At 73.4% G+C, this 21,531-nt stretch carries 21 protein-coding genes and 1 riboswitch; of the genes, 8 read left to right on the plus strand and 13 right to left on the minus strand.

Translation table 11 applies throughout. The features are described from left to right. Nucleotides 1–36: 36 nt before the first annotated feature. Nucleotides 37–1,221: an elongation factor Tu gene (gene tuf / locus J4557_RS22900; protein ID WP_208268765.1), complete on the minus strand. Its 1,185-nt coding sequence runs from the start codon at nucleotides 1,219–1,221 to the stop codon at nucleotides 37–39. A gap of 369 nt (nucleotides 1,222–1,590) precedes the next feature. Between tuf and J4557_RS22905 the strand changes: the two genes are divergently transcribed. Continuing rightward, complete coding sequence (locus J4557_RS22905) at nucleotides 1,591–2,475, plus strand: haloalkane dehalogenase (RefSeq protein WP_208268766.1); 885 nt, start codon at nucleotides 1,591–1,593, stop codon at nucleotides 2,473–2,475. 7 nt (nucleotides 2,476–2,482) lie between these two features. Here the strand turns inward: J4557_RS22905 and J4557_RS22910 are convergent, their stop codons facing one another. After that, on the minus strand, nucleotides 2,483–3,325 hold the full coding sequence (locus J4557_RS22910; RefSeq protein WP_243776192.1) for an LLM class flavin-dependent oxidoreductase: 843 nt from the start codon (nucleotides 3,323–3,325) through the stop codon (nucleotides 2,483–2,485). A 63-nt stretch (nucleotides 3,326–3,388) separates the two neighbouring features. Continuing rightward, the gene (locus tag J4557_RS22915) at nucleotides 3,389–4,282 is read right to left on the minus strand and encodes an alpha/beta hydrolase family protein (protein WP_307800141.1); all 894 of its coding nucleotides are present in this window, start codon (nucleotides 4,280–4,282) and stop codon (nucleotides 3,389–3,391) included. 173 nt (nucleotides 4,283–4,455) lie between these two features. Here J4557_RS22915 and J4557_RS22920 point away from each other — a divergent pair, with 173 nt between their 5' ends. Then, a complete protein-coding gene (locus tag J4557_RS22920) occupies nucleotides 4,456–5,037 on the plus strand; it encodes a TetR/AcrR family transcriptional regulator (RefSeq protein WP_208268769.1) in 582 nt (193 codons plus the stop codon). 30 nt (nucleotides 5,038–5,067) lie between these two features. Here J4557_RS22920 and J4557_RS22925 read toward each other — a convergent pair whose 3' ends face one another. Further along, complete coding sequence (locus tag J4557_RS22925; RefSeq protein WP_208268770.1) at nucleotides 5,068–6,075, minus strand: sigma-70 family RNA polymerase sigma factor; 1,008 nt, start codon at nucleotides 6,073–6,075, stop codon at nucleotides 5,068–5,070. Nucleotides 6,076–6,226: 151 nt separating this feature from the next. On the opposite strand from J4557_RS22925, the gene J4557_RS22930 reads away from it, so the two are divergent. Next, nucleotides 6,227–6,805: a dihydrofolate reductase family protein gene (locus J4557_RS22930; RefSeq protein WP_208268771.1), complete on the plus strand. Its 579-nt coding sequence runs from the start codon at nucleotides 6,227–6,229 to the stop codon at nucleotides 6,803–6,805. Between the two features lie 49 nt (nucleotides 6,806–6,854). On the opposite strand, the gene J4557_RS22935 is transcribed toward J4557_RS22930, so the two are convergent. The 3 genes from J4557_RS22935 to J4557_RS22945 are packed head-to-tail and all read right to left on the minus strand — an operon-like array spanning nucleotide 6,855 to nucleotide 9,013. Next, nucleotides 6,855–7,370 (minus strand): SRPBCC family protein, encoded by a 516-nt coding sequence (locus tag J4557_RS22935; protein WP_208268772.1) that lies wholly within the window; start codon nucleotides 7,368–7,370, stop codon nucleotides 6,855–6,857. Then, the gene (locus tag J4557_RS22940) at nucleotides 7,367–7,726 is read right to left on the minus strand and encodes an ArsR/SmtB family transcription factor (protein ID WP_208268773.1); all 360 of its coding nucleotides are present in this window, start codon (nucleotides 7,724–7,726) and stop codon (nucleotides 7,367–7,369) included. The genes J4557_RS22935 and J4557_RS22940 overlap by 4 nt, the downstream gene beginning before the upstream one ends. 33 nt (nucleotides 7,727–7,759) lie before the next feature. Then, nucleotides 7,760–9,013, minus strand: a complete 1,254-nt coding sequence (locus tag J4557_RS22945; RefSeq protein WP_208268775.1) for an MFS transporter — start codon at nucleotides 9,011–9,013, stop codon at nucleotides 7,760–7,762. Nucleotides 9,014–9,078: 65 nt separating this feature from the next. Between J4557_RS22945 and J4557_RS22950 the strand changes: the two genes are divergently transcribed. Continuing rightward, complete coding sequence (locus J4557_RS22950) at nucleotides 9,079–10,302, plus strand: arginine deiminase (RefSeq protein ID WP_208268776.1); 1,224 nt, start codon at nucleotides 9,079–9,081, stop codon at nucleotides 10,300–10,302. 132 nt (nucleotides 10,303–10,434) lie between these two features. On the opposite strand, the gene J4557_RS22955 is transcribed toward J4557_RS22950, so the two are convergent. The 4 genes from J4557_RS22955 to J4557_RS22970 form a co-directional block, all read right to left on the minus strand. Beyond that, nucleotides 10,435–10,980, minus strand: coding sequence for an ATP-binding protein (locus J4557_RS22955; RefSeq protein ID WP_307800142.1), 546 nt, complete (start codon nucleotides 10,978–10,980; stop codon nucleotides 10,435–10,437). 398 nt (nucleotides 10,981–11,378) lie between these two features. Next, the gene (locus J4557_RS22960; RefSeq protein WP_208268777.1) at nucleotides 11,379–13,262 is read right to left on the minus strand and encodes a sensor histidine kinase; all 1,884 of its coding nucleotides are present in this window, start codon (nucleotides 13,260–13,262) and stop codon (nucleotides 11,379–11,381) included. Nucleotides 13,263–13,438: 176 nt separating this feature from the next. After that, nucleotides 13,439–14,809: a purine-cytosine permease family protein gene (locus J4557_RS22965; RefSeq protein WP_208268778.1), complete on the minus strand. Its 1,371-nt coding sequence runs from the start codon at nucleotides 14,807–14,809 to the stop codon at nucleotides 13,439–13,441. Beyond that, nucleotides 14,802–14,919, minus strand: a riboswitch (TPP riboswitch). It overlaps the preceding gene by 8 nt. A 76-nt stretch (nucleotides 14,920–14,995) precedes the next feature. Then, nucleotides 14,996–15,328, minus strand: a complete 333-nt coding sequence (locus tag J4557_RS22970; protein ID WP_372442516.1) for a rhodanese-like domain-containing protein — start codon at nucleotides 15,326–15,328, stop codon at nucleotides 14,996–14,998. A 49-nt stretch (nucleotides 15,329–15,377) separates the two neighbouring features. Here J4557_RS22970 and J4557_RS22975 point away from each other — a divergent pair, with 49 nt between their 5' ends. Continuing rightward, nucleotides 15,378–15,839, plus strand: a complete 462-nt coding sequence (locus tag J4557_RS22975) for an SSI family serine proteinase inhibitor (RefSeq protein WP_208268779.1) — start codon at nucleotides 15,378–15,380, stop codon at nucleotides 15,837–15,839. A 14-nt stretch (nucleotides 15,840–15,853) separates the two neighbouring features. Here J4557_RS22975 and J4557_RS22980 read toward each other — a convergent pair whose 3' ends face one another. Beyond that, nucleotides 15,854–16,717, minus strand: coding sequence for an Fpg/Nei family DNA glycosylase (locus J4557_RS22980; RefSeq protein WP_208268780.1), 864 nt, complete (start codon nucleotides 16,715–16,717; stop codon nucleotides 15,854–15,856). Nucleotides 16,718–17,145: 428 nt separating this feature from the next. Between J4557_RS22980 and J4557_RS22985 the strand changes: the two genes are divergently transcribed. Genes J4557_RS22985 through J4557_RS22995 form a run of 3 tightly spaced genes read left to right on the plus strand, consistent with a single transcriptional unit; the run spans nucleotide 17,146 to nucleotide 20,695 of the window. After that, the gene (locus tag J4557_RS22985; protein ID WP_190851256.1) at nucleotides 17,146–17,352 is read left to right on the plus strand and encodes a heavy-metal-associated domain-containing protein; all 207 of its coding nucleotides are present in this window, start codon (nucleotides 17,146–17,148) and stop codon (nucleotides 17,350–17,352) included. A gap of 48 nt (nucleotides 17,353–17,400) precedes the next feature. Next, nucleotides 17,401–18,342: a DUF8832 domain-containing protein gene (locus J4557_RS22990; RefSeq protein WP_208268781.1), complete on the plus strand. Its 942-nt coding sequence runs from the start codon at nucleotides 17,401–17,403 to the stop codon at nucleotides 18,340–18,342. A gap of 31 nt (nucleotides 18,343–18,373) precedes the next feature. Continuing rightward, nucleotides 18,374–20,695, plus strand: coding sequence for a heavy metal translocating P-type ATPase (locus J4557_RS22995; protein ID WP_208268782.1), 2,322 nt, complete (start codon nucleotides 18,374–18,376; stop codon nucleotides 20,693–20,695). 99 nt (nucleotides 20,696–20,794) lie between these two features. On the opposite strand, the gene J4557_RS23000 is transcribed toward J4557_RS22995, so the two are convergent. Further along, nucleotides 20,795–21,403, minus strand: coding sequence for a TenA family protein (locus J4557_RS23000; RefSeq protein ID WP_208268784.1), 609 nt, complete (start codon nucleotides 21,401–21,403; stop codon nucleotides 20,795–20,797). Nucleotides 21,404–21,531: the final 128 nt, after the last annotated feature.

The following is a 21,531-nucleotide window of genomic DNA, read 5'->3' on the forward strand; positions in this document are numbered from 1 at the left end:
CCGGACCCCGAAACCGCATCCCGATGGACGCGGCGGCTAACCGAGCAGCTCGACGACCGTTCCGGCGCCGACCGTCCGGCCGCCCTCCCGGATCGCGAACCCGAGCCCCTCGCTCATCGCGACGGGCCGGCCCAGCTCGACGGCCATCTCGACGGAGTCGCCCGGCATCGCCATGCCGCCCTCACCGCCGAGGTCCACACCGCCGACCACGTCCGTCGTCCGGAAGTGGAACTGCGGCCGGTACCCGTGGAAGAACGGCCTGCTCCGGCCGCCCTCCGCCGCCGTCAGCACCCGGACCCGCGCGCGGAACCGGGTGTGCGGCCGGATCGCGCCCGGCGCCGCGACCACCTGGCCGCGCCGCACCTGGTCGCGCCGCACGCCGCGGAGCAGCATCGCGGTGTTGTCGCCCGCCTCGGCGTGGTCCATGGACTGCCCGAAGGTCTCCAGCCCCGTCGCGACCGAGCCGAACGACGCGCCGAGCCCGACGACCTCCACCGCGTCCCCGACCCGGACCGAGCCCTGCGCCACCACGCCGGTCACGACGGTGCCGCGCCCGGTGATGGTGAGCACGCTCTCCACCGGCATGAGGAACGGCCTGTCGAGCACGCGGTCCGGCACCGGCACGTACGCGTCGATCGCGTCGAGCAGGTCGCCGATCCGGGCCGTCCAGTACGGGTCGCCCTCCAGCGCCTTCAGCCCGGAGACCCGGACCACGGGCACCTCGTCGCCGGGGAACCCGTACTCGGTGAGCAGCTCGCGCACCTCCAGCTCGACGAGGTCGAGCAGCTCGGTGTCCTCGACCGTGTCGGCCTTGTTGAGCGCGACCACGATGTGCCGGACGCCGACCTGGTGCGCCAGCACGATGTGCTCCCGCGTCTGCGGCATCGCGCCGTCCTGCGCCGAGACGACCAGCACCGCCCCGTCCACCTGCGCCGCACCGGTGATCATGTTCTTCACGTAGTCGGCGTGACCGGGCATGTCGACGTGGGCGTAGTGCCTGGTCGCGGTGGAGTACTGGACGTGCGCGACGTTGATGGTGATGCCGCGGTCGCGCTCCTCGGGGGCGCGGTCGATGCCCTCGAACGGCACGGCGGACGCCAGCCCGCGCTCGGCCAGCACCTTCGTGATCGCCGCGGTCAGCGTCGTCTTGCCGTGGTCGACGTGGCCCATCGTGCCGATGTTCAGGTGCGGCTTGTCCCGCTCGTACAGCTTCTTCGCCATGGTCTCTTCGTCCTCACGATGATCCGAACGTGAGAACCCGCGCGCGCCCGTGCGGGCGCGCCGCGTTCGCTTGGCCAACCCCCCTCCGCTGGTTCTCCGGAGGCGGGACGGAGAGGGGTCAGCTTCGGACGCCGTCGTCGGCGATCGCCGCTGCCGCTGCCACGAGGAAGGCAGCCGGCACCGCGCTCAGCAGGCAGTCGCCTGCGAGCGTCCGGGTGCCGGCTGCGAAGAACATGCCCCGCACACTACGAAGCCGACCGGACGAAGTCGACCGGTTTTCCGCGGGCAGGTGTTGCGTTGGTGCGACCAACGATGTAATTTCATTGGTGGCGCCAACGTTGGCGCCACCAATGAAATGTGGAGGCTTCCATGCCGGTGATCGACGTGCTCGACTCGACGATGTACTACGAGGAGACCGGGGACGGCGCGCCCGTCGTCTTCCTGCACGGCAACCCCAGCTCGTCGCGCCTGTGGCGGCGGGTGCTGCCCGCGATGGGCGGGACCGGGCGGCTCCTCGCCCCCGACCTCATCGGCATGGGCCGCTCGGGCAAGCCGGACGTCCCCTACCGCTTCGACGACCACGCCCGCTACCTGGACGCCTGGTTCGACGCGCTGGGCCTGGAGGAGGTCGTGCTGGTCGGCCACGACTGGGGCGGCGCGCTGGCCTTCGACTGGGCGGCCCGCCATCCGGGGCGGACCCGCGGCGTCGCGTTCTTCGAGACGATCGTCAAGCCCGTGTCCTGGGACGAACTGGGCGACGCGCCGCGGGCCCGCGCCGAGATGATGCGCGGCCCCGAGGGCGAGAAGCGGGTGCTCGACACCAACTTCTTCATCGAGACGGCGTACACCGGCGGCGTCCTCACCCCGCTCGACGAGGAGGAGCTCCGCCCGTACCTGGAGCCCTACCCCACGCCGGAGAGCCGCCGCCCGATCCTGCAGTGGGCGCGCTCGCTGCCGATCGGCGGGGAGCCCGCCGACGTCCACGCGCGGGTCGAGCGGTACGACGCGTGGCTGGCCGCGAGCCGCGACGTCCCCAAGCTGCTGATCACCTTCGACACCTCGCCCACTCTCGCGATCGACCCGGCGACGGCCGCCTGGTGCGCGGAGCACATCGCGAACCTGGAGATCGAGCACGGCGGCGCGTCCGGGCACCACGCCCCCGAGGACCGCCCCGACACGATCGCCGACGCGATCACCGCCTGGGGGCACCGCCACGACCTCCTCACCGGCCGGCCCGCAGGGGCCGCCCGGTGAGGCCGGGTCAGGCGGACGGTTTGATCAGCTCGTCGGCGAGCCACCGCGCGGCGCCGTCCGGGTAGGGCGCGGGCAGGGAGAGGACGAAGTGCCGGAAACCGGCGTCGAGCGCCTCGCCGATCGCGTCCCTGGCGGCGCCGGGCTCGTCGTAGGAGACGGGCAGGTGGATGGAGCGGGTGATCGAGGCGGGGTCGCGGCCGATGGCGGCGCAGTAGCGGTCCAGCAGGGCGCTGCGGGCGGTCACGTCCGCGATGTCGCCGCCGGGGATGTTCCACAGGTCGGCGTGCTCGGCGACCACGCGCAGCGTCGCGGACGAGCGGCCGCCGATGAGGATCGGCGGGTGCGGGCGCTGGACGGGCTTGGGGTTGCCGAACGCGCCGGTGAGCCGGTGGTGGACGCCGGCGAAGTCGAACGGCTCGGGCTCCGTCCACAGCCGCCGGACGATGGCGCACGCCTCGGCGAGGCTCTCCACGGAGTGCTCGAAGTCGTGGAAGGGCAGGCCGTGCGCCTCGTACTCGCGCCGGGCGAGCGGGTGGCCGGGACGCGAGCCCGCGCCGATGCCGAAGTCGAGCCGCCCGCCGGAGACGATGTCGACGGTGGTGGCGATCTTGGCGAGCATCGCGGGCGGGCGGAACCGGTTGCTGGTCACCAGCAGGCCGAGGCGCAGCCGCCGGGTCCGCGCGGCCAGCGCGGACAGCAGCGTCCAGCCCTCGTAGGCCGGGCCGTCCGGGTCGCCGCCGATCGGCATGAGGTGGTCGAACAGCCAGGCGTGGCCGATCTCGGGGATCGCGTCGGCCTCGCGCCAGACCCGCAGGATGTCGTCGTAGCCGACCTGCATCGGCGCGGTCATGATCCCGAAACTGGGTGATCGCGGCATGAGCCCTGGTTCCTTTCTCGGTGGACGGGGATCCGCCTACTTGATGTCGAGCCGCCCGAGCGGGCGCGGGTCGCTTTCCAGCGCGGAGCGCGCCTCCTGCCAGCCGGTGTCGTCCGGGTAGAGGACGCCGCGCAGGTAGGCGGTGGTGAGCCGCTGGACGAGGGCGACGCGCTCGGGGTTCTCGTCCGTCGTCTCGGCGACCTCGTATCCCGGGACGCCGCCGAGCGAGTGCTCCGCTCCGAACAGCGTGAGCAGGGCCTTGTCCTTCGGGCCGAGCACGTAGGCGTCGGTGAACCAGTCCGGCCCCCGGGTGGTCAGGGGCGACCGGTCGTGGTCGCCGGCGACGATGAGCGCGGGCGCGGCCATGCCGTCGAAGGACGGGTTCATGAAGGGGAAGTGCTCGGCCGCGAACGCCGACAGGTCGGTTCCGCCCCGGCCGGTCAGGGCGAGCAGCACGCCCGCCTTCACGCGGGGGTCGGACAGGTCCTCACCGGGTGCGCCGTCCGGGTCCAGGACGCGCGCGCCCAGCAGCATGCTCGCCGTCTGGGCTCCCCAGGAGTGGCCCGCCACGGCGATGCGGTCGCGGTCGAGGCGCCCGGCGAGGCCGGGAACGGCGGCCTCCAGGGCGTCGAGCCCGTCGATCACGCGCGTCAGGTCGTCGACGCGCAGGCGCCAGATCCGCGGCGTGCGGGGATCGTCGGCGGGGATGCCGAGCCGCCTGGAGTCGAGGTGGGTGGGCCGGACGACCGCGAAGCCGTGCGCGGCCCAGTGGTCGGCGAGCGGCGCGTAGCCGTCCATCGACCAGCCGAAGCCGTGCGAGAAGACGATGACGGGCAGGTCGCCGCCGGTCGCGGGCGCGGACACGCTGACCTGGAGGTCCTCGCCGCGGTCCGGGGCGGGCAGCACGACGGGCCTCGCGGTGATGGTCATGGTGGAAGCGTTCGACATGGGTGCGGCTTTCGTCGGGAGAGGTCGCGAGCGGCGCCGGCGGCGCAGGGGGATTGGTGGCCACGCTCGCGCTCTGGCATGATGATTAACCGGGACGATGTCCCACTTAGACGATACGGAACGATGTCCCGTTTAGCAACCCCGGAGTCGGAGGCATGGTGAAGGACGGCGAGCGCGCGGCCCGGCCCAGGCGGGCGGACGCCCGGCGCAACGAGGAGGCCCTGCTCGACGCGGCCGCCGAGATCTTCGTGACGTCGGGCGTGGAGGCGCCCGTGCGCGACATCGCGGCGAAGGCGGGCGTCGGGACGGCCACGATCTACCGCCACTTCCCGACACGGGCGGACCTCATCGTGGCCGTCTACCGGCACCAGGTCGAGTCCTGCGCCGAGGCCGGACCCGCCCTGCTGGAGGAGAGCGCGACGCCGTACGCGGCGCTGGGGCGGTGGATCGACCTGTTCGTGGACTTCCTGGTCACCAAGCACGGGCTCGCGGCCGTGCTGCGGTCCGACACCGCCGGGTTCGAGACGCTGCACGCCTACTTCCTCGAACGCCTCGTCCCCGTGTGCGCGCGGCTGCTCGACGCCGCGGCCGGCGCGGGCGAGATCCGCTCCGGCATCGGCGCCTACGAGCTCATGCGGGGCATCGGCAACCTCTGCATCGGCGCCGAGAACGACGACCGCTACGACGCGCGGCGCCTCGTCCGCCTCCTGATCGCCGGCCTGCGCCCGCCCCAGTGACCACCGCGGTGACCGCGTGGCGCAGCGCGGCTACCGGCTCGGAAGCGAGCGCGGCAGGCCGAACGACGGGAGCACGCCGTTCTCGAAGCGGGTCATGGCGCTGATCCGGCCGCCCGCGAGGGTGAGGACGTACAGGCCGGTCCCGTGCCGGGCGCCGGTGGGGGCGCGCAGGTAGCTCCCGAACGCCGGCTGTCCGTTGGCGCGCGTCGGCACGAGGTCGAACCTCCGCCCTGCGCCGAACAGGTCGGCGCAGAAGCCCGCCACGACGTCCCGCCCCTCGTACTCGAACGGCAGCGGCGGCATGGACACGAAGGCGTCGTCGGTCAGCAGCGCCACCAGCGCGTCGACGTCGGCGGCCTCCCAGGCGCGGACGAAGCCCGCCACCACGGCGTTCTCGGCGGGCGAGCCGGCGGCGGGAGGCGGTTCGTCGCCGGCCTGCGCCGCCTGCCGCCGCCGCAGGCCGGTGCGCGCCCGTTTCAGGGCGCTCTTGACCGAGTCGACGGTCGTGTCCAGCATCGCGGCGACCTCGTCCGCGTGGAACCCGAGCACGTCACGGAGGATGAGAACGGCGATCTGGCGGGGCGGCAGGGTCTGGAGCGCCGTCACGAAGGCGAGCGAGACGGACTCGGTCCGCTCGTAGCGCGCCTCCGGACCGAGCGGCACCGGCGGCGCGCCTTCCAGGAGGGCGTCGGGGAACGGCTCCAGCCACACGACCTCGCCGAGCCGGGTCGGTTCGGGCGGCTCGACACCGGGGATGTCCCACGCCTTGGCCGGGCGCCGGGCCGCCGAGCGAAGCGTGCTCAGGCACCGGTTCGTGGCGATCCGGTAGAGCCAGGTGCGCAACGAGGCGCGTCCGTCGAACCCGCCGAGGCCCCGCCAGGCGTCCAGCAGCGTGTCCTGGAGGGCGTCCTCGGCGTCCTGGAACGATCCCAGCATCCGGTAGCAGTGCACGTGCAGCTCCCGGCGGTGCGGCTCGGTGAGCGCGCGGAACGCCTCGCCGTCCCCGGCCCGCGCCCTCGAGATCAGGTCGGCTCCCATCGGCGCTCGCCACCTCTCCTCTGCGCCCGTTCTCTTCCCATCCTGTACGGACGCCGGGCGGGCCCCGAAGGGGGCGGTCCTCGGCCGCCCCCTTCTCCGGGATCGCGGCATCTGCATCGGCGACGGCAACGACACCGATGGGAGAAGCGCCATGGGAAGGATCGTCATCAGCGAGAACGTCTCGCTCGACGGAGTCACCGAGATCGCGGGCGACGAGGACGCCAGGTTCGGCCGCTGGTTCGACTGGATGGCGGACGAGGACCGCATCGCGTGGGCCGAGGCCGAGACCGCGGAGGCGATGGGCACCGAGGCGCTGCTCATGGGCCGGCGCAGCTACGAGTACTTCATCGCGCGGGGCTGGCCCTCGCGGACCGGCCCGTGGGCGGACCGGCTGCGGTCCCTGCCCAAGCACGTCGTGTCCTCGACCCTGGAGGACCTCGGCTGGGAGAACACCGCGGTCCTGGGCGGCGACCCCGTCCACGAGATCTCGAGGCTGAAGGAGAAGGTGGACGGGGACATCGTCGTGTACGCGAGCACCCGGCTCGTGCACACGCTGATCGAGCACGACCTCGCCGACGAGCTGCGGCTGATCGTGTGGCCGCTCGTCATCGGGGCCGGCCCGCGGCTGTTCGGCGAGACGAGCGGCGTGAAGTCCATGCGCCTGGTGGACACCCGCATGGTCGGTGACGGCATGCCGCTCCTCACCTACCGGACCGCCCGGGAGTCCTAGGCGCCTGCGTCCCGTGCCCCGTCCCGGCCCCCGGCCCCCGGCCCCCGGCTCAGTCCCGGCCGGGGATCGGGGCGCCGGACGGCAGGCCCGCCGCCACGTACCCGTCGTACGCCGGCTGCCACGCGGGCTGCTCGGCGGGGCGGTCCTCGGCGAGGGCGTCGAGCGCGGCCAGGCAGACGTCCCAGCCGGCCGCGTTGCGCGCCGCCGTGTCGCGGGCCTCGAGGACGTTGGTGAGGACGAACCGGGTCCGGCCGCCGTCGAGCGGTTCGAGGTCGAAGTGCAGCTCGTCGCCGCCCCAGCTGAAGGCGAGCCGGCGCGGCGGGTCGACGTCGATGACCCGGCCGCTCGACGTCGCCTCGGGCATGGCCGGGTCGCCGGAGAAGGTGATCGCGCCGCCGGGGACCGGATCGATGGTGATCTTCGGGGCCGGGAACCAGCGCGCCAGCTCGGCGGGGTCGGCGACCATGCGCCACACCCGCTCCACCGGGTGGTCGTAGATCCGCTCGAAGCGGACGGCCGGGCGGCCGCCGATCTCGAGGTAGCGGCCGGGATTCGTGATGATCATGGTTCGCCTCTCTCGGTGGCGCCGGCGCCGGGCCGTCCGCCGGACGGGTCGTCCAGGCGGTCCAGCCGGTCGCCCAGCGCGTCCAGGCTCGCGTTCCACAACCGCCGGTAGGGCGCCAGCCAGGCGTCCAGCTCCGCCATCGGGGCGGGCCGGATCGCGTACAGCCGGCGCTGCGCGTCCCGTTCGACGTCGACCAGCCCGGCCTCGCGCAGCACGCGCAGGTGCTTGGACGTGCCGGGCTGGCTCAGGCCGCAGGCGCGGGCCAGGTCGCCGACCGGCCGCGGACCGTCCAGCAGCCGGTCGAGGATCGCCCGCCGGCCGGGGTCGGCGAGCGCGTGCCAGACCGCGGTTGCCATGTCGTTCAATATGCCTCACCAGGAATATAACCGTCAAGGAATAGAGCGAGGTCGGCGCGGTCGCAGCAGGATCCAGCCGGAGAGCGCGCCGGCGAACTGGAGCGAGGCGATCGCCAGCACCAGCCCGACCGGGCCGACCGCGTCCGCGCACGCGGCGGTGAGCGCCGCGCCGAGCGCGGAGGCGCCGATCTTCAGGCTGCCGCCGGTGGTGTTCACCTGGCCGAGCCGGTCCGGCGGCGACTCGCGCTGGCGGAGCATCAGCGTCGCGGTGAACACCGGCCCCTCGGCGAGCCCCGCCGCGCAGAACGCGGCCATCGCCCACGGCACCGACGGGACCACCGCGAGCGCCGCCAGCGCGGCGCCGAACGCGACGAGCCCGCCGACCAGGACCGGCTCGGCGCGCCGGGGCGTCAGCCAGCGGCTCGACGCCAGCGAGCCGAGCAGCGACCCGGCGGCCATCGCCACCAGCAGCCGCCCGCCCGCGCTGGGCGCGGCGCCGATGTGCCCGGCGAGCAGGACCGCCGTCACCGCGACGCCGCCGAACCCGAGCCACGCGAGCGTCGTCGCGACGGTCAGCGCGCGCAGCACCCGGCCCCGGGCCAGCACGAGCAGCCCGCCGGCGATCACGTCGCCGAGGCCGGACCGGGCGTCCTCGGTGACCTCGCCGATGTCCCGCTCGGCGATCGCGCCCTTCCCCGCCTCGGCGGCCCGCCCCGCCTCGGCGGGCTTTCCGGGCCCGGCGAAGGGCAGCAGGGGAAGGACGCAGAGCCCGAGGACGGCGCTCGCCACGATGCCCGCCCCCGCGTACCGGCCGCTCGCGAACGAGGCGACGCCCGCCGCGAGACCGGGGCCGACGATCGCTGCCACGTTGTAGCTCGACGCCTCCAGCCCGTACGCGCGCGACAGCCGGTCGGCCGGGACGAACCGCGGCAGCAGGCTGGTCAGCGCCACGACGATCGGCTCGGTGCAGCCGATCACGGCCGCGACGCACAGCGCCGCGACCAGCGGCGAGCCGCCCGCCATCACCAGCAGCAGGCCGGTCGCGGCGACATAGGCGAGGGCCAGCGGGACGACGGCGCGGCGCGGGCGGGCCATCCGGTCCAGCGCGTTGCCGATCACCGGCCCGCTGACCACGTACGGCAGCGTCATCGCGGTCTGCAGGTAGCCGGCGGTGGCGGCGTGGCCCGTCCGGGCCTGGACGGTCAGGACGAGCGCCGTCGCGACGCCCTCGGCGGACACCCGCAGCAGCGTCGCGGCGGTCAAATGCAGTGAAAGCCCCCGGATCACCCTCGGATCGTGGCACAGGAACGGGCCAACGGCTCCGCCGGAAAGGGCCGATCTAGACTTCTGGTGTGACGCAGACAACGGGGACGACGGCACCGGACGCGCACGAGCACCGGGTGACCAGCGAGGTCGGGCGGCTGCGGACGGTCCTGCTGCACCGTCCGGGCGCGGAGCTGAAGCGGCTGACGCCGCGCAACAGCGACAAGCTGCTGTTCGACGCGATCCCGTGGGCGGGCCGCGCGCAGGAGGAGCACGACGCGTTCGCGGAGGCGCTGCGGGAGCGCGGCGTCGAGGTGCTGTACGTCACCGAGCTGCTGCAGGACGCGCTGGAGTACGGGGCGGCGCGGGAGCAGGCGATCGCGGACGCGATCGTCGACCTGCGGCTCGGCGACCAGCTGCGCCGCGTCGTGGAGGGGTACCTGCGCGACCTCGACCCGGAGGACCTGTCGCAGACGCTGGTCGCGGGGCTGGCGCACGAGGAGCTGAAGGCCGGGCACGGCCTGGTGTACCGGCTGATGGACCGGCTCGACTTCATCGTGGACCCGCTGCCGGGCCTGCTGTTCACCCGCGACAACAGCGCGTGGATCGGCGACCGGGTGGCGGTGACGAGCCTGGCGATGGAGGCGCGGCGCCGGGAGGCGCAGCTCACCGGGCTGATCTACGCGCACCACCCGCGGTTCGCGGGGGTGGAGCCGGTGTACTCGCCGGCGCTGGAGCACCTGGAGGGCGGCGACGTCCTGCTGCTGTGCCCGGGGGTGATCGCGGTCGGGACGGGCGAGCGGACGACCCCGGCGGGCGTGGAGCGGCTGGCCCGGCAGGTGATCGGGGCGGGGCTGGCGCACACGGTGCTGGCGGTGCCGATCGCGCAGGAGCGCGCGACCATGCACCTGGACACGGTGTGCACCATGGTCGACGTCGACACCGTGGTCATGTACCCGCCGGTCGCGCACTCGCTGACCGCGTACACGGTGACGCTGCACGACGGCGACCTGCGGGTGGCGGAGCCGCGCCCGTTCCTGGAGGCGGCGGCGGACGCGATGGGCCTGGACCGGCTGAAGGTGATCGACACCGGTCTCGACCCGGTGACCGCCGAGCGGGAGCAGTGGGACGACGGCAACAACACGCTCGCGGTCGCGCCCCGGCTGTGCGTGGCGTACGAGCGCAACATCGAGACGAACGCGCAGCTGGAGGCGTCGGGGATCGAGGTCATCCGGATCAGCGGCAGCGAGCTCGGCACCGGGCGGGGCGGCCCGCGCTGCATGTCCTGCCCGATCCTCCGCGACGCCCCCTGACGGGGCCCCGTGACGTCGAAAGGCCCCGGCGATGCCGGGGCCTTTCCCACGTTGGACGCTCGGGCGGTGTCGACGGGGGCACGACAGCGCCCGAGCTTGTTGAGGACCATACAAGGTGCGGCAGTGGTCCTTCTAGGCGGGGTATGCCCTACTTGGGGCCACCTCATTCCTCGTTCCGTTGTAGAAGCCTTCATTCGGTTCGTCCATGAGGTCCGGAAAGTCGGCGAGATCGGGCACGACGGTGTCGGAGTGCGCGGGCGAGACCGCGCCCTCGCCGCCGTTCGAGCGCGGCGTGCGCAGCACGGCCCACACGGTGGTGGCGCCGTCCTCGTGCCGGACGCCCCAGCCCTCCGACAGGGCCTCGACGATGCCGAGCCCGCGGCCGCCGAGCGAGGACAGCGTGCCCGGGCCGCGGCGCGGCTCGGTCATCGCGCCCCCGTCGCTGACCTCGAGCTCCAGGACGTCGCCGCGGCGCAGCCAGCAGACCCGGACCTGCCCGGAGGGCAGCGGCCTGGCATGCCTCAGGGCGTTGCTGATCAGCTCGCTGACGATGACGCTGGCATCGTCGACGACCGACTCGAAGACCCCCGAGGCGACCAGCTCGGAGCTGAGGCGCTTGCGGGCGACCGCGACGCTGGACGGCGCGTGCGGCAGCAGTACGACGCTCGACGCCCTCACCTCCCCGTGGTTCCGCTGTCTCGGACCAGCCCCGTCGCCGCTCTTCCAGTACGACCGAAATGCCCTGATGGCCTGGACCGGAAACCTGAGCGATTCAGTTTGCCACCTGCACAACGAGTCACCGGCCGTTCGGTCACGGTGATCACCCCCGTATGCGGCGTCGGAACCCGGTGCGGGACGGTGATCCCGTCACCAACGGCGACCAACCAAGGATCTATCCAGCCGGAGGACGGGTTACTCCTCGCGCGCGCGTTTCGTCCGTCACACCCGGTGGCCACCGCACTTTCCCGCACGGAGCAACAGTGCCACCGGCCAAGATCGCTCAAACCGCGGGCCACACCGGACTCACCCGGCCGCAGCCGGAGCGCTGTCCTCACGGTAAGTGACCGACCGGGCGGTCATTCGGCCGGCAGGACCAGCCGCATGCAGGTGCCCGGCCCGCCGCCCGTGCGGGGATGCGCGGAGATCGCCCCGCCCTGCGCCTCGGTCAGCCGCTTCACGATGTAGAGCCCGAGCCCGATGCCGCCGAACCGGCGCCGGTCCCCCGCCTCGCCCTGCACGAACCGCTCGAAGATCCGCTCGTGGTCGCCCGGCCGGATGCCGATCCCCTCGTCCTCGACCGCCACCGCGATCCCCGCCGGGCTCGCCTTCGCGCGGACCCGGACCGTCCCGCCGTCCGGGCTGTACTTGAACGCGTTCTCCAGCAGCTGCCCGAGCACGATGTCGGTCGCCATCGCGTCGCCCCGGCAGCGCGGCAGGTCCGGCTCGATCTCCAGCTCCACCCGGTGCAGCGGCGACAGCGACCGGAACCCCGCGACGACGCCCTCCAGCACCCGGGCCAGGTCGAACGGCTCCACCGTCACGGCCAGCTCGTCGGCGCCCGCGCGGGAGCCGAGCAGCAGGTGCTCCACCAGCCGGGCGAGCGACTGGGCGCGCTCGGCGATCGTCGCGACGGCGGCGCGGCGGTCGATGTCGGACAGCTCGTCCCACCGGTTGACCAGCGTCGACGCGAAGCCCTGCACGACCGTGATCGGGGTGCGCAGCTCGTGGCTGGTGGTGGCGAGGAACAGGTCCTTCGCCTCCTCCAGGGCCTTGGCCTCCGTCACGTCGCGGAAGTCGACGACCAGCTCGCCGGTCTCCTCGATCTCCGCGGCCAGCACGTTCAGCCAGACCCCGGACTCCAGCGGGAACGTCAGCATCTCGCCGAGCGCGGGCATGTCGAACGGCAGCGGCCGGCCGATCGCGTCCTCCGGCGGGACGCCGGTGAGGGCGTGCGCGGCCGGGTTCCACTGCCGGACGACGAGGTCGTGGTCCAGCACCGCGATGCCGTCCGCGCTGGAGTCGATCACCGCGCGCTCGTGCGCCCGCTGCCGGACGACCTCCGCGTACGCGACGGCGTTGCCGACCGCCACGCCGGCGTGCCCGGCGAGCAGCTCCAGCAGCTCCAGCTCGGTGTGCCCGATCTTGCGCCCGGAGAACAGCGCGTACAGCGCCCCGTACGGGCGGTTCTGCAGGTAGGACAGGCCGAGCGCGACGGTGTGCAGGCCGGGCAGCTCGGACCAGATCAGGTCGCCGAGCCGCTGCTCGCCGGTCGCGAGCTTGACCGTCTTGCCGGACCGCAGCAGCTCCCCGACCAGGCTCGGGCGCAGCTCGGCGGTCGTCCCGCGCATGTGCTCCGGCAGCCCCGACGTGCTGACCAGCCGCAGCCGCTGCCCCTCGATCCGGACGAACCCGCCCGCGTCCGCGCCCGTCAGCTCGATCAGCGCGGTCGTGATCCGGTCGAGCACGACGGCGAGGTCCAGCTCGGCGTTCAGGTCGGCGACGATGTCGTTGAGCCGCCGGACGAGCCGGGCCCGCTCCGTCATGTGGTGCTGGACGATCTCGTCGTCCTCCGCCGGGTGGTACACCCCGACCCAGCCGAGCGGGGTCCCGGCCGGGTCCTTCAGCAGGCTCGTGTCGATCCGCACGTCGATCAGCCGGCCGTCCCGGTGGAACCGGCGGGTCGCGATCGAGATCTGCCCGCCCTCCTTCTCGGACTCGCCCTCGCCGGCGCGCCGGGTGAGCAGCCGCTCCTGGACGGCGTTGTGCTCGGCCTTCAGCTCGTCCGGGACGATCGGCGGGACGCGCCCGACCATCTCCTCGGCGCTCCAGCCGAACATCCGCTCGGCGGCCGGGTTCCACACGGTGACGCGGTGCTTCTGGTCGACGGCCACGATCGCGTCGGCGGCGCTCTCGATGACGGCGCGCGCTATCGGGTCGTGGACGTGCTGCACGTCCTTCATCGTGCCACCGGAGCCCGGTGCGGCGCCGGGCAACCGGCGCCGAAAAGTTCCCACCAGGCGGCCCCCGCTCAGGGAGGAACGCCACTTCAGCGACCCGGGGACCTCGGGATCGGCCATCTCCGTCGTGCCTTTCGGGCGGGGCGCCGCGCATCCGCCGGCGCGCGGCTGCGGCAACCCTACCGTCGGGTAATACCGGGGCGGCGGGCGGCGCCCGCCCAGCCGATCAGCAGCGTCGCGGCCCCCGCGACGAGGAAGGAGAGCAGCGACGCGCTCATCCAGCTCTCCGGGGTGAAGTGCAGCGCGTCCCGCACGTGCTGCCACAGGTCCGTCCACCAGCCGATCGTCCCGGGGTTGATCAGCTGGTAGGCGACGATGCCGACCGCCCAGGCCGCGATCATGGCCCACCGGGACGGCGCGGTGCGGCTCGCGTCCCAGCCGCCGGCGCGGCCCCGTCCCAGGAAGAAGTCCGCCGCGAGCACGCCCAGCATCGGGACGAACACCGACCCGATCAGCGACAGGAAGCCCGCGTAGTCGTTGATGTCCAGCACCAGCGCGAGCACGGTGATCCCCGCGCCGAGCGCGACCGACAGGACGCGGCGGTCGGCGCGCGGCACCAGGTTCTGGATCGACACGGCGGTGGAGTACACGTTCGCGAACGACTGGTCGGCCTCCCGCAGCACGAACACCGCGAAGAACACCGCGCCCAGCGCGACGTGCAGGAACGGGTCGAACACCTTGGCCGTGTCGCCGCCCACGAGCGCCAGGGCCAGCAGCCCCAGCACGTACGCGACGATCTGGGTGACCGAGTACCCGACCGACGCCGCGCCGAAGGCGCCGCGCGCGCTCTTCGCGTGCCGCGTGTAGTCGGCGGCGACCGGCACCCACGAGATCGACACCGCCAGCGCCGCGTCCGCGCCGATCCAGAACCCGTGCCACGACCCGTGGTTCAGGTCCGGCAGCGGCTGCCGGACGAGCTGCACGTAGAAGTAGACCAGCGCGACGATCACCGCGACCGTCACGTACCGGCGCAGCAGCCGCACCGACCCGAGCGGCCAGATCGTCAGCACCGTCGTGAGGACACCGGCCGCGACCACGTAGCCCCAGCGCGGCACCCCGTCCCACAGCTCGCGCGCCGCGTCCGCGATCACGATCAGCTCGAACGTGCCCCAGCCGATCAGCTGCGCGATGTTCAGCACCGTCGGCACGTACGACAGCCGCGCGCCGAACAGCCCGCGCAGCAGCACCATCGCCGGCTGGCCCGTCCGGGCGCCCGGCGCGGCGGCGAGGCCGAGCATCAGCCCGCCCAGCACGGTGCCGACGATCATCGCGACGATGCCCGCCGCGATCGCCAGCGTCGGCGTCCCGGCGGCATCGGGCGCGAGGACGGTGTAGGCGCCGGAGAAGGCCAGCAGGCTGACCCCGAGGTTCGCCCAGAACGCGCTCTGGTCCCAGAAGCCGAGCACCTTCGGGGCCGGCTCGTCGAGCGTGTACGGGACCTCGGCCCGCGGGCTCTCGTGCGCGAGGGTCTTCTCGACGTCGGACGTCACGGGACACGCTCCCTACGCCGGCATTACCCGGACAGGTTCATGCGGTCGGCGACGCCAGGAAGGCCGCCCTCTCAGCCCGGCTCATGGCCCGAGCTCCCGCGGTTATCGGTCGGCACCGATCGTACAACCGCCCGCAACCCCGACAAAGGGGGTGATGTCTCCCCGGCCGTGCCGGGGGGCGGCCGGTCAGGCCACGTAGGGCTCGCCGTCCCCGCCGTTCTCCATCGGCCGGCCCGCCTCGGCCCAGCCCTTCATCCCGCCGTCCACGTTCTTCGCCAGCCAGCCCGCCTGGTTCAGCGCGACCGTCACCTGCGCCGACCGCGCCCCCGACCGGCAGATCACGAAGATCTCGCGGTCCCGCGGGATCTCCCCGGCCCGGTCGCCCAGCTGACCCATCGGAATGTGGACGGCGTCGGGCGCGTGCCCCGCGTCCCACTCGTTCTGTTCGCGCACGTCGAGCAGGTAGCCGCCCTGCGGAACGTCGGCGGCGACCACCGCCGGAACCTCGTCCCCGAAAATCATCACACCCCCATGGAACCGCGCGGAGCCCCGCCGCGTCGAATCATGCATGCGGTATCGGACGCTCATCCTCGCCTCGTCCGGGCTCGCCATGATCTTCTCACTGGCCGCCTGCGGCGACGAACACGCCAGGACCCTTCCCGCCGAGCGGCCCTCGGGCACCGCCACGGTGCGGCCCTCGAATTCCCCGGCCGACGACCTCACCATCCAGGTCAAGGCATCGGCCCAGGCTCCTGCCACGACCTACAGGCTGACCTGCGACCCGGCCGGCGGCGACCACCCGAAGGCCGCCGACGCCTGCGCCGCCCTCGCCAAGGCCAAGGACCCCTTCGCGCCCGTCCCCAAGGACCGGATGTGCACCGACATCTACGGCGGCCCCGAGGTCGCCACGGTGAAGGGCACCTGGCAGGGCAGGCCCGTCGACACGACCTTCAAGCGCAACGACGGCTGCCAGCTGCACCGCTGGAGCGAGATCGCCCCGGTCTTCGGCGCCGTCCCCAAGGTCCGCTGACCGCCCGCCGCGGATCATTTGAGCAGGCGGGACAGGCGGCGGTCGGCCAGGGGCTTGCCGCCGGTCTGGCAGGTGGGGCAGTACTGGAGGGCCGAGTCGGCGAACGACACCTCGCGGATCGTGTCGCCGCACACCGGGCATTTCTCGCCCTTGCGGCCGTGCACGCGGAGGCCGGTCTTCTTCTCGCCCTTGAGGTCCTGCGCTTCGAGGCCGCGCGAGCGCTCCACCGCGTCGCGCAGGGTCGTGACGATCGCCTCGTGGAGGGTCGCGACATCGTCGTCGGTGAGCGTCGCGGCGATCTTGAACGGGGACATCTTCGCCACGTGCAGCACCTCGTCGGAGTAGGCGTTGCCGATGCCGGCGATGACGCTCTGGTCGCGGAGCAGGCCCTTGATCTGCGTGCGCTTGCCCGCGACGATCTCGCGCAGCCGGTCGGCGGTGAACGACCCGTCCAGCGGGTCGGGGCCGAGGCCCGCCACGCCGGGCACGTCGTCCGGGTCGCGGACGACGTAGACCGCGAGCCCCTTCTTCGTCCCGGCCTCGGTGAGGTCGAAGCCGGAGCCGTCGTCCAGGTGGACGCGGAGTGCGAGCGGGTTCTTCCCGCCGGGGCGGGCGGGCCTCGTCGGCACCTCGTCGCGCCACCGGAGCCAGCCGGCGCGGGCCAGGTGGACGACCAGGTGGATGCCGTCGACGTCCAGGTCGAGGAACTTGCCGTGCCGGGCGGCACCGGTGACGGTGAGCCCGCCCAGCGCGGTGACCGGTGGGTCATAGGTCTTCAGCGCGGAGATCGCGAGGACGTCGACGCGCGCGACGGCATGGCCCACGACGCGCTCCCGCAGGAACGCCGCCAGCGCCTCCACCTCGGGCAACTCGGGCATCGGACCTCCACTCGCCGACCGTGACCCCTCCAAGGTAAACGCTCCGGCAGCCGTGCGGCGGACCTGCGCAAGAGGGCTGCTCCGGGGCGCGGAACGCGAGAGCATCGACGGGTGCGGCGTCCCGCGCCCGGCGGCGCGCCGTGGTTGCCCACAGGGCTGGGGAAGGTTGTGGAAAACCTTGTGCATGGCGCGCGGTTCGGCGCGCCGGCGGGGCGATCCGCGGTGAATACCTCCACGAATGTCGACAGATCGCCGCGCCGCGGCCCGCGGGGTCCTCTGGACAGGGTGTGGATAACTCCGCGCGGAGGGCTGTGACCCGGATCTCGAAATAACCCCTAGGGGGTACGGGTTGTGCGGGGCGTCGGCGTTATGGCAGCATGAGGCCACGGAGATACCCCCAGGGGGTACATGATGAGGGAGGACGAGAGATGAGCACCGCCACCTACACCGTCACCGGGATGACCTGCGGCCACTGCGTCGCCTCCGTGACCGAGGAGGTCGAGCAGGTCGCCGGCGTGACCGCCGTCGACGTCGACCTCAAGACCGGCCAGGTGACCGTCACCAGCGAGGCCCCCGTCGACGACGCCCTGATCAAGAGCGCCGTCGAGGAGGCGGGATACGCCCTGCAGGCCTGAGGCCTGCCGCCCTGCGAACCAGGGCCGAGACGAGTGGAGTGAAGGACGATGAACACCGCGACCAAGCTGGGCGCCTACGTGGCGGCGCTGGCCGTCGTCTTCGGCGGGGCCGCCGCGATCGGCACCGCGACCGGCCCGGTCGGCGAGGCCGACGACGGCGGTCATGGCGGGCACGGCTCGCACGGGTCCCACGGCGGGACGCCGGCGGGCGCGGCCGTCCCCGGCGGGCTGCAGGTCAGCCAGGGCGGCTACACCCTGCACCCGCAGACGGCCGACGTGCGGCCGGGCGTGCGGACCGACTTCCGGTTCACCATCGACGGTCCGGACGGCAGGCCCGTGACCAGGTTCACGCCGCTGCACGGCAAGCGGCTGCACCTGATCATCGCCCGCCGGGACCTGTCCGGCTTCCAGCACCTGCACCCGACCGAGGTCGGCGGCGGCGTGTGGGCGGTCGCGGTCGTCCTGCCGAAGGCCGGCGCGTACCGGTTCTTCACCGACGTCCAGCCGGAGGGCGCCAAGGAGGCGCTGACGCTGGGCGTCGACGTCGCCGCCGCGGGCGACTTCCAGCCCGTCCCGCTGCCGCGGCCCGAGCAGGTCGCGAAGGTGGACGGCTACGAGGTGAGGCTCGCCGGGGCGCTGGCCCCCGGCGCGTCGAGCAGGCTGACGCTGTCGGTGAGCAAGGACGGCAGGCCGGTCACGGACCTGGAGCCGTACCTGGAGGCCTACGGGCACCTGGTCGCGCTGCGGCAGGGCGACCTGGCCTACCTGCACGTCCACCCGGACGGCGAGCCGGGCGACGGCAGGACGAAGCCGGGACCCGACATCACCTTCTACGCCGAGGCCCCCAGCGCGGGGACGTACCGGCTCTACCTGGACTTCCAGCACGGCGGCAAGGTCCGCACGGCGGAGTTCACCGTGACGGCGGGGCCGTCGTCCGCGCCGGTCGAGCAGGGCGGCCAGGGCGAGGGCCACGGCGAGCACACCCACTGACATCCCGTACGGTCGAAGCGAAGGAGGAGCGATGACCACCGGCGCCGTGCCAGAAGCGGAATCCGGGCGGATCGAGCTGGCGATCGGCGGGATGACGTGCGCGTCGTGCGCCAACCGCATCGAGCGCAAGCTGAACAAGCTCGAGGGCGTCACCGCCACGGTCAACTACGCCACCGAGAAGGCCAGGGTCGAGTACCCCGCAGGGGTGTCTCCGGAGGACCTGGTCGCCACGGTGGAGGCGGCCGGCTACACCGCCGAGCTGCCCGCCCCGCCCAAGGGCGAGGACGCGCGGGGCGAGCAGGACGAGCCCGATGACGGGCTGCGCACGCTGCGGCAGCGGCTGATCATGTCGGTCGTGCTCGCGGTCCCGGTGATCGCGATGGCGATGGTCCCGGCGCTGCAGTTCGACAACTGGCAGTGGCTGTCGCTGACGCTGGCGTCGCCGGTCGTCGTCTACGCGGGCTGGCCGTTCCACAAGGCCGCGTGGACGAACCTGCGGCACGGCGCCGCGACGATGGACACGCTGGTGTCCGTCGGGACCCTCGCCGCGTTCGGCTGGTCGCTGTGGGCGCTGTTCTTCGGCACCGCGGGCGAGACCGGCCTCAAGCACGGGTTCGAGTTCTCCATGACCCGCTCGGACGGGTCGATGAACATCTACTTGGAGGCCGCGTCCGGCGTCATCGCGTTCATCCTGGCGGGCCGCTACTTCGAGGCGCGCTCCAAGCGCCGCGCGGGCGCCGCCCTCAAGGCGCTGCTGGAGCTGGGCGCCAAGGAGGTCTCGGTCGTCCGGGACGGCCGCGAGGAGCGCATCCCGGTCGAGAAGCTCGCGGTGGACGACGTGTTCGTGGTCCGTCCGGGCGAGAAGATCGCCACGGACGGCGTGGTGACCGAGGGGTCGTCGGCGGTCGACGCGTCGCTGCTGACCGGCGAGTCGGTCCCGGTGGAGGTCGCGCCGGGCGACGCGGTGGTCGGCGCGACGGTGAACGCGGGCGGGCGGCTGCTGGTCCGCGCGACGCGGGTCGGCGCCGACACCCAGCTCGCGCAGATGGCGCGGCTGGTGGAGGACGCGCAGACCGGCAAGGCGCAGGTGCAGCGGCTCGCCGACCGGATCTCGGGGATCTTCGTCCCGGTGGTGATCGCGCTGGCCGTCGCGACGCTGGGCTTCTGGGTCGGCACCGGCTCCGGCCTGGCCGGGGCGTTCACCGCGGTGGTCGCGGTGCTGATCATCGCCTGCCCGTGCGCGCTCGGCCTGGCCACCCCGACCGCCCTCATGGTCGGGACGGGGCGCGGCGCGCAGCTCGGCATCCTGATCAAGGGCCCGGAGGTGCTGGAGTCGACCCGCCGGATCGACACGGTCGTGCTGGACAAGACCGGCACCGTCACCACCGGCCGGATGGCGCTGGTGGACGTCCACACCGCCGACGGCGCGGACGAGGCGGAGGTTCTGCGGCTGGCGGGGGCGCTGGAGAACGCGTCCGAGCACCCGATCGCGCAGGCCATCGCCAAGGGCGCGGCCGAGCGGGTCGGAACGCTGGGCACCGTCGAGGACTTCGCCAACGTCGAGGGCCTGGGCGTGCAGGGGATCGTCGACGGGCACGGGGTCCTGGTCGGCCGGCCTCAGCTGCTCGCCGAGTGGTCGCAGCGGCTGACCCCCGGCCTGGAGCGGGCCATGTCGGAGGCACAGGCCCGCGGCCGGACCGCCGTCGCGGTCGGCTGGGACGGCGAGGCCCGCGCGGTGATCACCGTCGCGGACCAGGTCAAGCCGACCTCGGCGGAGGCGATCGCGCAGCTGCGGGCGCTCGGGCTGCGGCCCGTCCTGCTCACCGGCGACAGCGAGACCGTCGCCCGCACGGTGGCCGACGCGGTCGGGATCGAGGAGGTCATCGCCGAGGTCCTGCCGCAGGACAAGGTCGACGTCGTCAAGCGCCTGCAGGGCGAAGGGCGGACCGTCGCGATGGTCGGCGACGGCGTCAACGACGCCGCGGCGCTCGCCCAGGCCGACCTCGGCCTGGCGATGGGCACCGGCACGGACGTGGCGATCGAGGCGTCCGACCTGACCCTGGTCCGCGGCGACCTGCGGGCCGCGGCGGACGCGATCCGGCTGTCCCGGCGCACGCTCCGCACGATCAAGGGCAACCTGTTCTGGGCGTTCGCCTACAACGTGGCGGCGCTGCCGCTGGCGGCGACCGGGCTGCTCAACCCGATGATCGCGGGCGGCGCGATGGCGTTCTCCTCGGTCTTCGTGGTCAGCAACAGCCTGCGGCTCCGCCGGTTCAAGGCGCTGAACGGCGACCCGGCGCCGCCCCCGGCGGCCGCGGTCCCGGGCCGCCAGGAGGTCCGGGCGGCCCACTGACACCGCCGGCGAGCGCGCGGTCCCCTGCCCGGGGGGCCGCGCGCTCGCTGTTTCATGTGAAACCCGCACGCTCACAGGGGATCCGCGGGCCTCGGAGGGCTAGAGGGGGACGTCCCAGAAGGCGAGTTCGTGGCGCATGCCCTGGAGGAACAGGCTCTCCGCGCGGACGGGATCGACGCCGGACTCGTCGATCATCTGGGCGATGCGGCGGGTCAGCTCCGCGAATCCGGGGTCGGCGTAGGTGTCGACCCAGCGGCGGTAGCGCGGCTCCGCCGGCGGGTCCCCGGCGAGGCGGGCGCCCAGCGTCGAATAGCCCCACATGCAGGGGTAGAGGGCGGCGAGCCCGTCCCCGTAGGCGGCGGCGCTGTCCAGCAGGAACGCGGTGTAGGCGGCGCAGGGCGGCCCCTTCCGGGCCCCGTCCAGGTCGGCGCCGAACTCCGCGGACAGCGCCCGGTGCAGGTCCAGCTCGTCGTGGTAGGTCGCGTGCGCCAGGTCGACGAGATCGCCGAGATGCGCGGACGGCGCCTGCCAGGCGAGCCGGGAGAACACGCGGACGTAGTCGTGCAGGAACAGGTAGTCCTGTTCGAGCCAGGAGCGGAAGACCGCGTCGTCCAGGTCGCCGTTCGCGATGCCGGCGACGGTCGGGTGCTTCAGCTGCTCCTCGACCAGCGGGCGGCCGAGCTCCTCCAGATGCGCCGCGAGACTCATGAACGCCAGTCTGGCATCACCCCGGACACGACCAGGCCCCGCCGGGTCTTGCGGCCCGGCGGGGCCCTGGTCAAGCACCGGTGTGTGGGTCGCCTCTCGGCGAAAGGCTCAACACGGCTCCAGCCGAA

The sequence above is a fragment of the Actinomadura nitritigenes genome (genome assembly GCF_017573545.1).
Lineage (GTDB): Bacteria > Actinomycetota > Actinomycetes > Streptosporangiales > Streptosporangiaceae > Spirillospora > Spirillospora nitritigenes.

Excerpts from the sequence above, each read along its gene's own strand:
- J4557_RS22980 (WP_208268780.1), bottom strand. The coding sequence starts at position 16,717 with ATGCCCGAGTTGCCCGAGGTGGAGGCGCTGGCGGCGTTCCTGCGGGAG.
- J4557_RS22990 (WP_208268781.1), top strand. The coding sequence starts at position 17,401 with ATGAACACCGCGACCAAGCTGGGCGCCTACGTGGCGGCGCTGGCCGTC.
- J4557_RS22915 (WP_307800141.1), bottom strand. The coding sequence starts at position 4,282 with ATGACCATCACCGCGAGGCCCGTCGTGCTGCCCGCCCCGGACCGCGGC.
- J4557_RS23000 (WP_208268784.1), bottom strand. The coding sequence starts at position 21,403 with ATGAGTCTCGCGGCGCATCTGGAGGAGCTCGGCCGCCCGCTGGTCGAG.
- J4557_RS22960 (WP_208268777.1), bottom strand. The coding sequence starts at position 13,262 with ATGAAGGACGTGCAGCACGTCCACGACCCGATAGCGCGCGCCGTCATC.
- J4557_RS22925 (WP_208268770.1), bottom strand. The coding sequence starts at position 6,075 with ATGGGAGCCGACCTGATCTCGAGGGCGCGGGCCGGGGACGGCGAGGCG.
- J4557_RS22905 (WP_208268766.1), top strand. The coding sequence starts at position 1,591 with ATGCCGGTGATCGACGTGCTCGACTCGACGATGTACTACGAGGAGACC.
- tuf (WP_208268765.1), bottom strand. The coding sequence starts at position 1,221 with ATGGCGAAGAAGCTGTACGAGCGGGACAAGCCGCACCTGAACATCGGC.
- J4557_RS22910 (WP_243776192.1), bottom strand. The coding sequence starts at position 3,325 with ATGACCGCGCCGATGCAGGTCGGCTACGACGACATCCTGCGGGTCTGG.
- J4557_RS22920 (WP_208268769.1), top strand. The coding sequence starts at position 4,456 with ATGGTGAAGGACGGCGAGCGCGCGGCCCGGCCCAGGCGGGCGGACGCC.
- J4557_RS22995 (WP_208268782.1), top strand. The coding sequence starts at position 18,374 with ATGACCACCGGCGCCGTGCCAGAAGCGGAATCCGGGCGGATCGAGCTG.
- J4557_RS22940 (WP_208268773.1), bottom strand. The coding sequence starts at position 7,726 with ATGGCAACCGCGGTCTGGCACGCGCTCGCCGACCCCGGCCGGCGGGCG.
- J4557_RS22975 (WP_208268779.1), top strand. The coding sequence starts at position 15,378 with ATGCGGTATCGGACGCTCATCCTCGCCTCGTCCGGGCTCGCCATGATC.
- J4557_RS22930 (WP_208268771.1), top strand. The coding sequence starts at position 6,227 with ATGGGAAGGATCGTCATCAGCGAGAACGTCTCGCTCGACGGAGTCACC.
- J4557_RS22935 (WP_208268772.1), bottom strand. The coding sequence starts at position 7,370 with ATGATCATCACGAATCCCGGCCGCTACCTCGAGATCGGCGGCCGCCCG.
- J4557_RS22985 (WP_190851256.1), top strand. The coding sequence starts at position 17,146 with ATGAGCACCGCCACCTACACCGTCACCGGGATGACCTGCGGCCACTGC.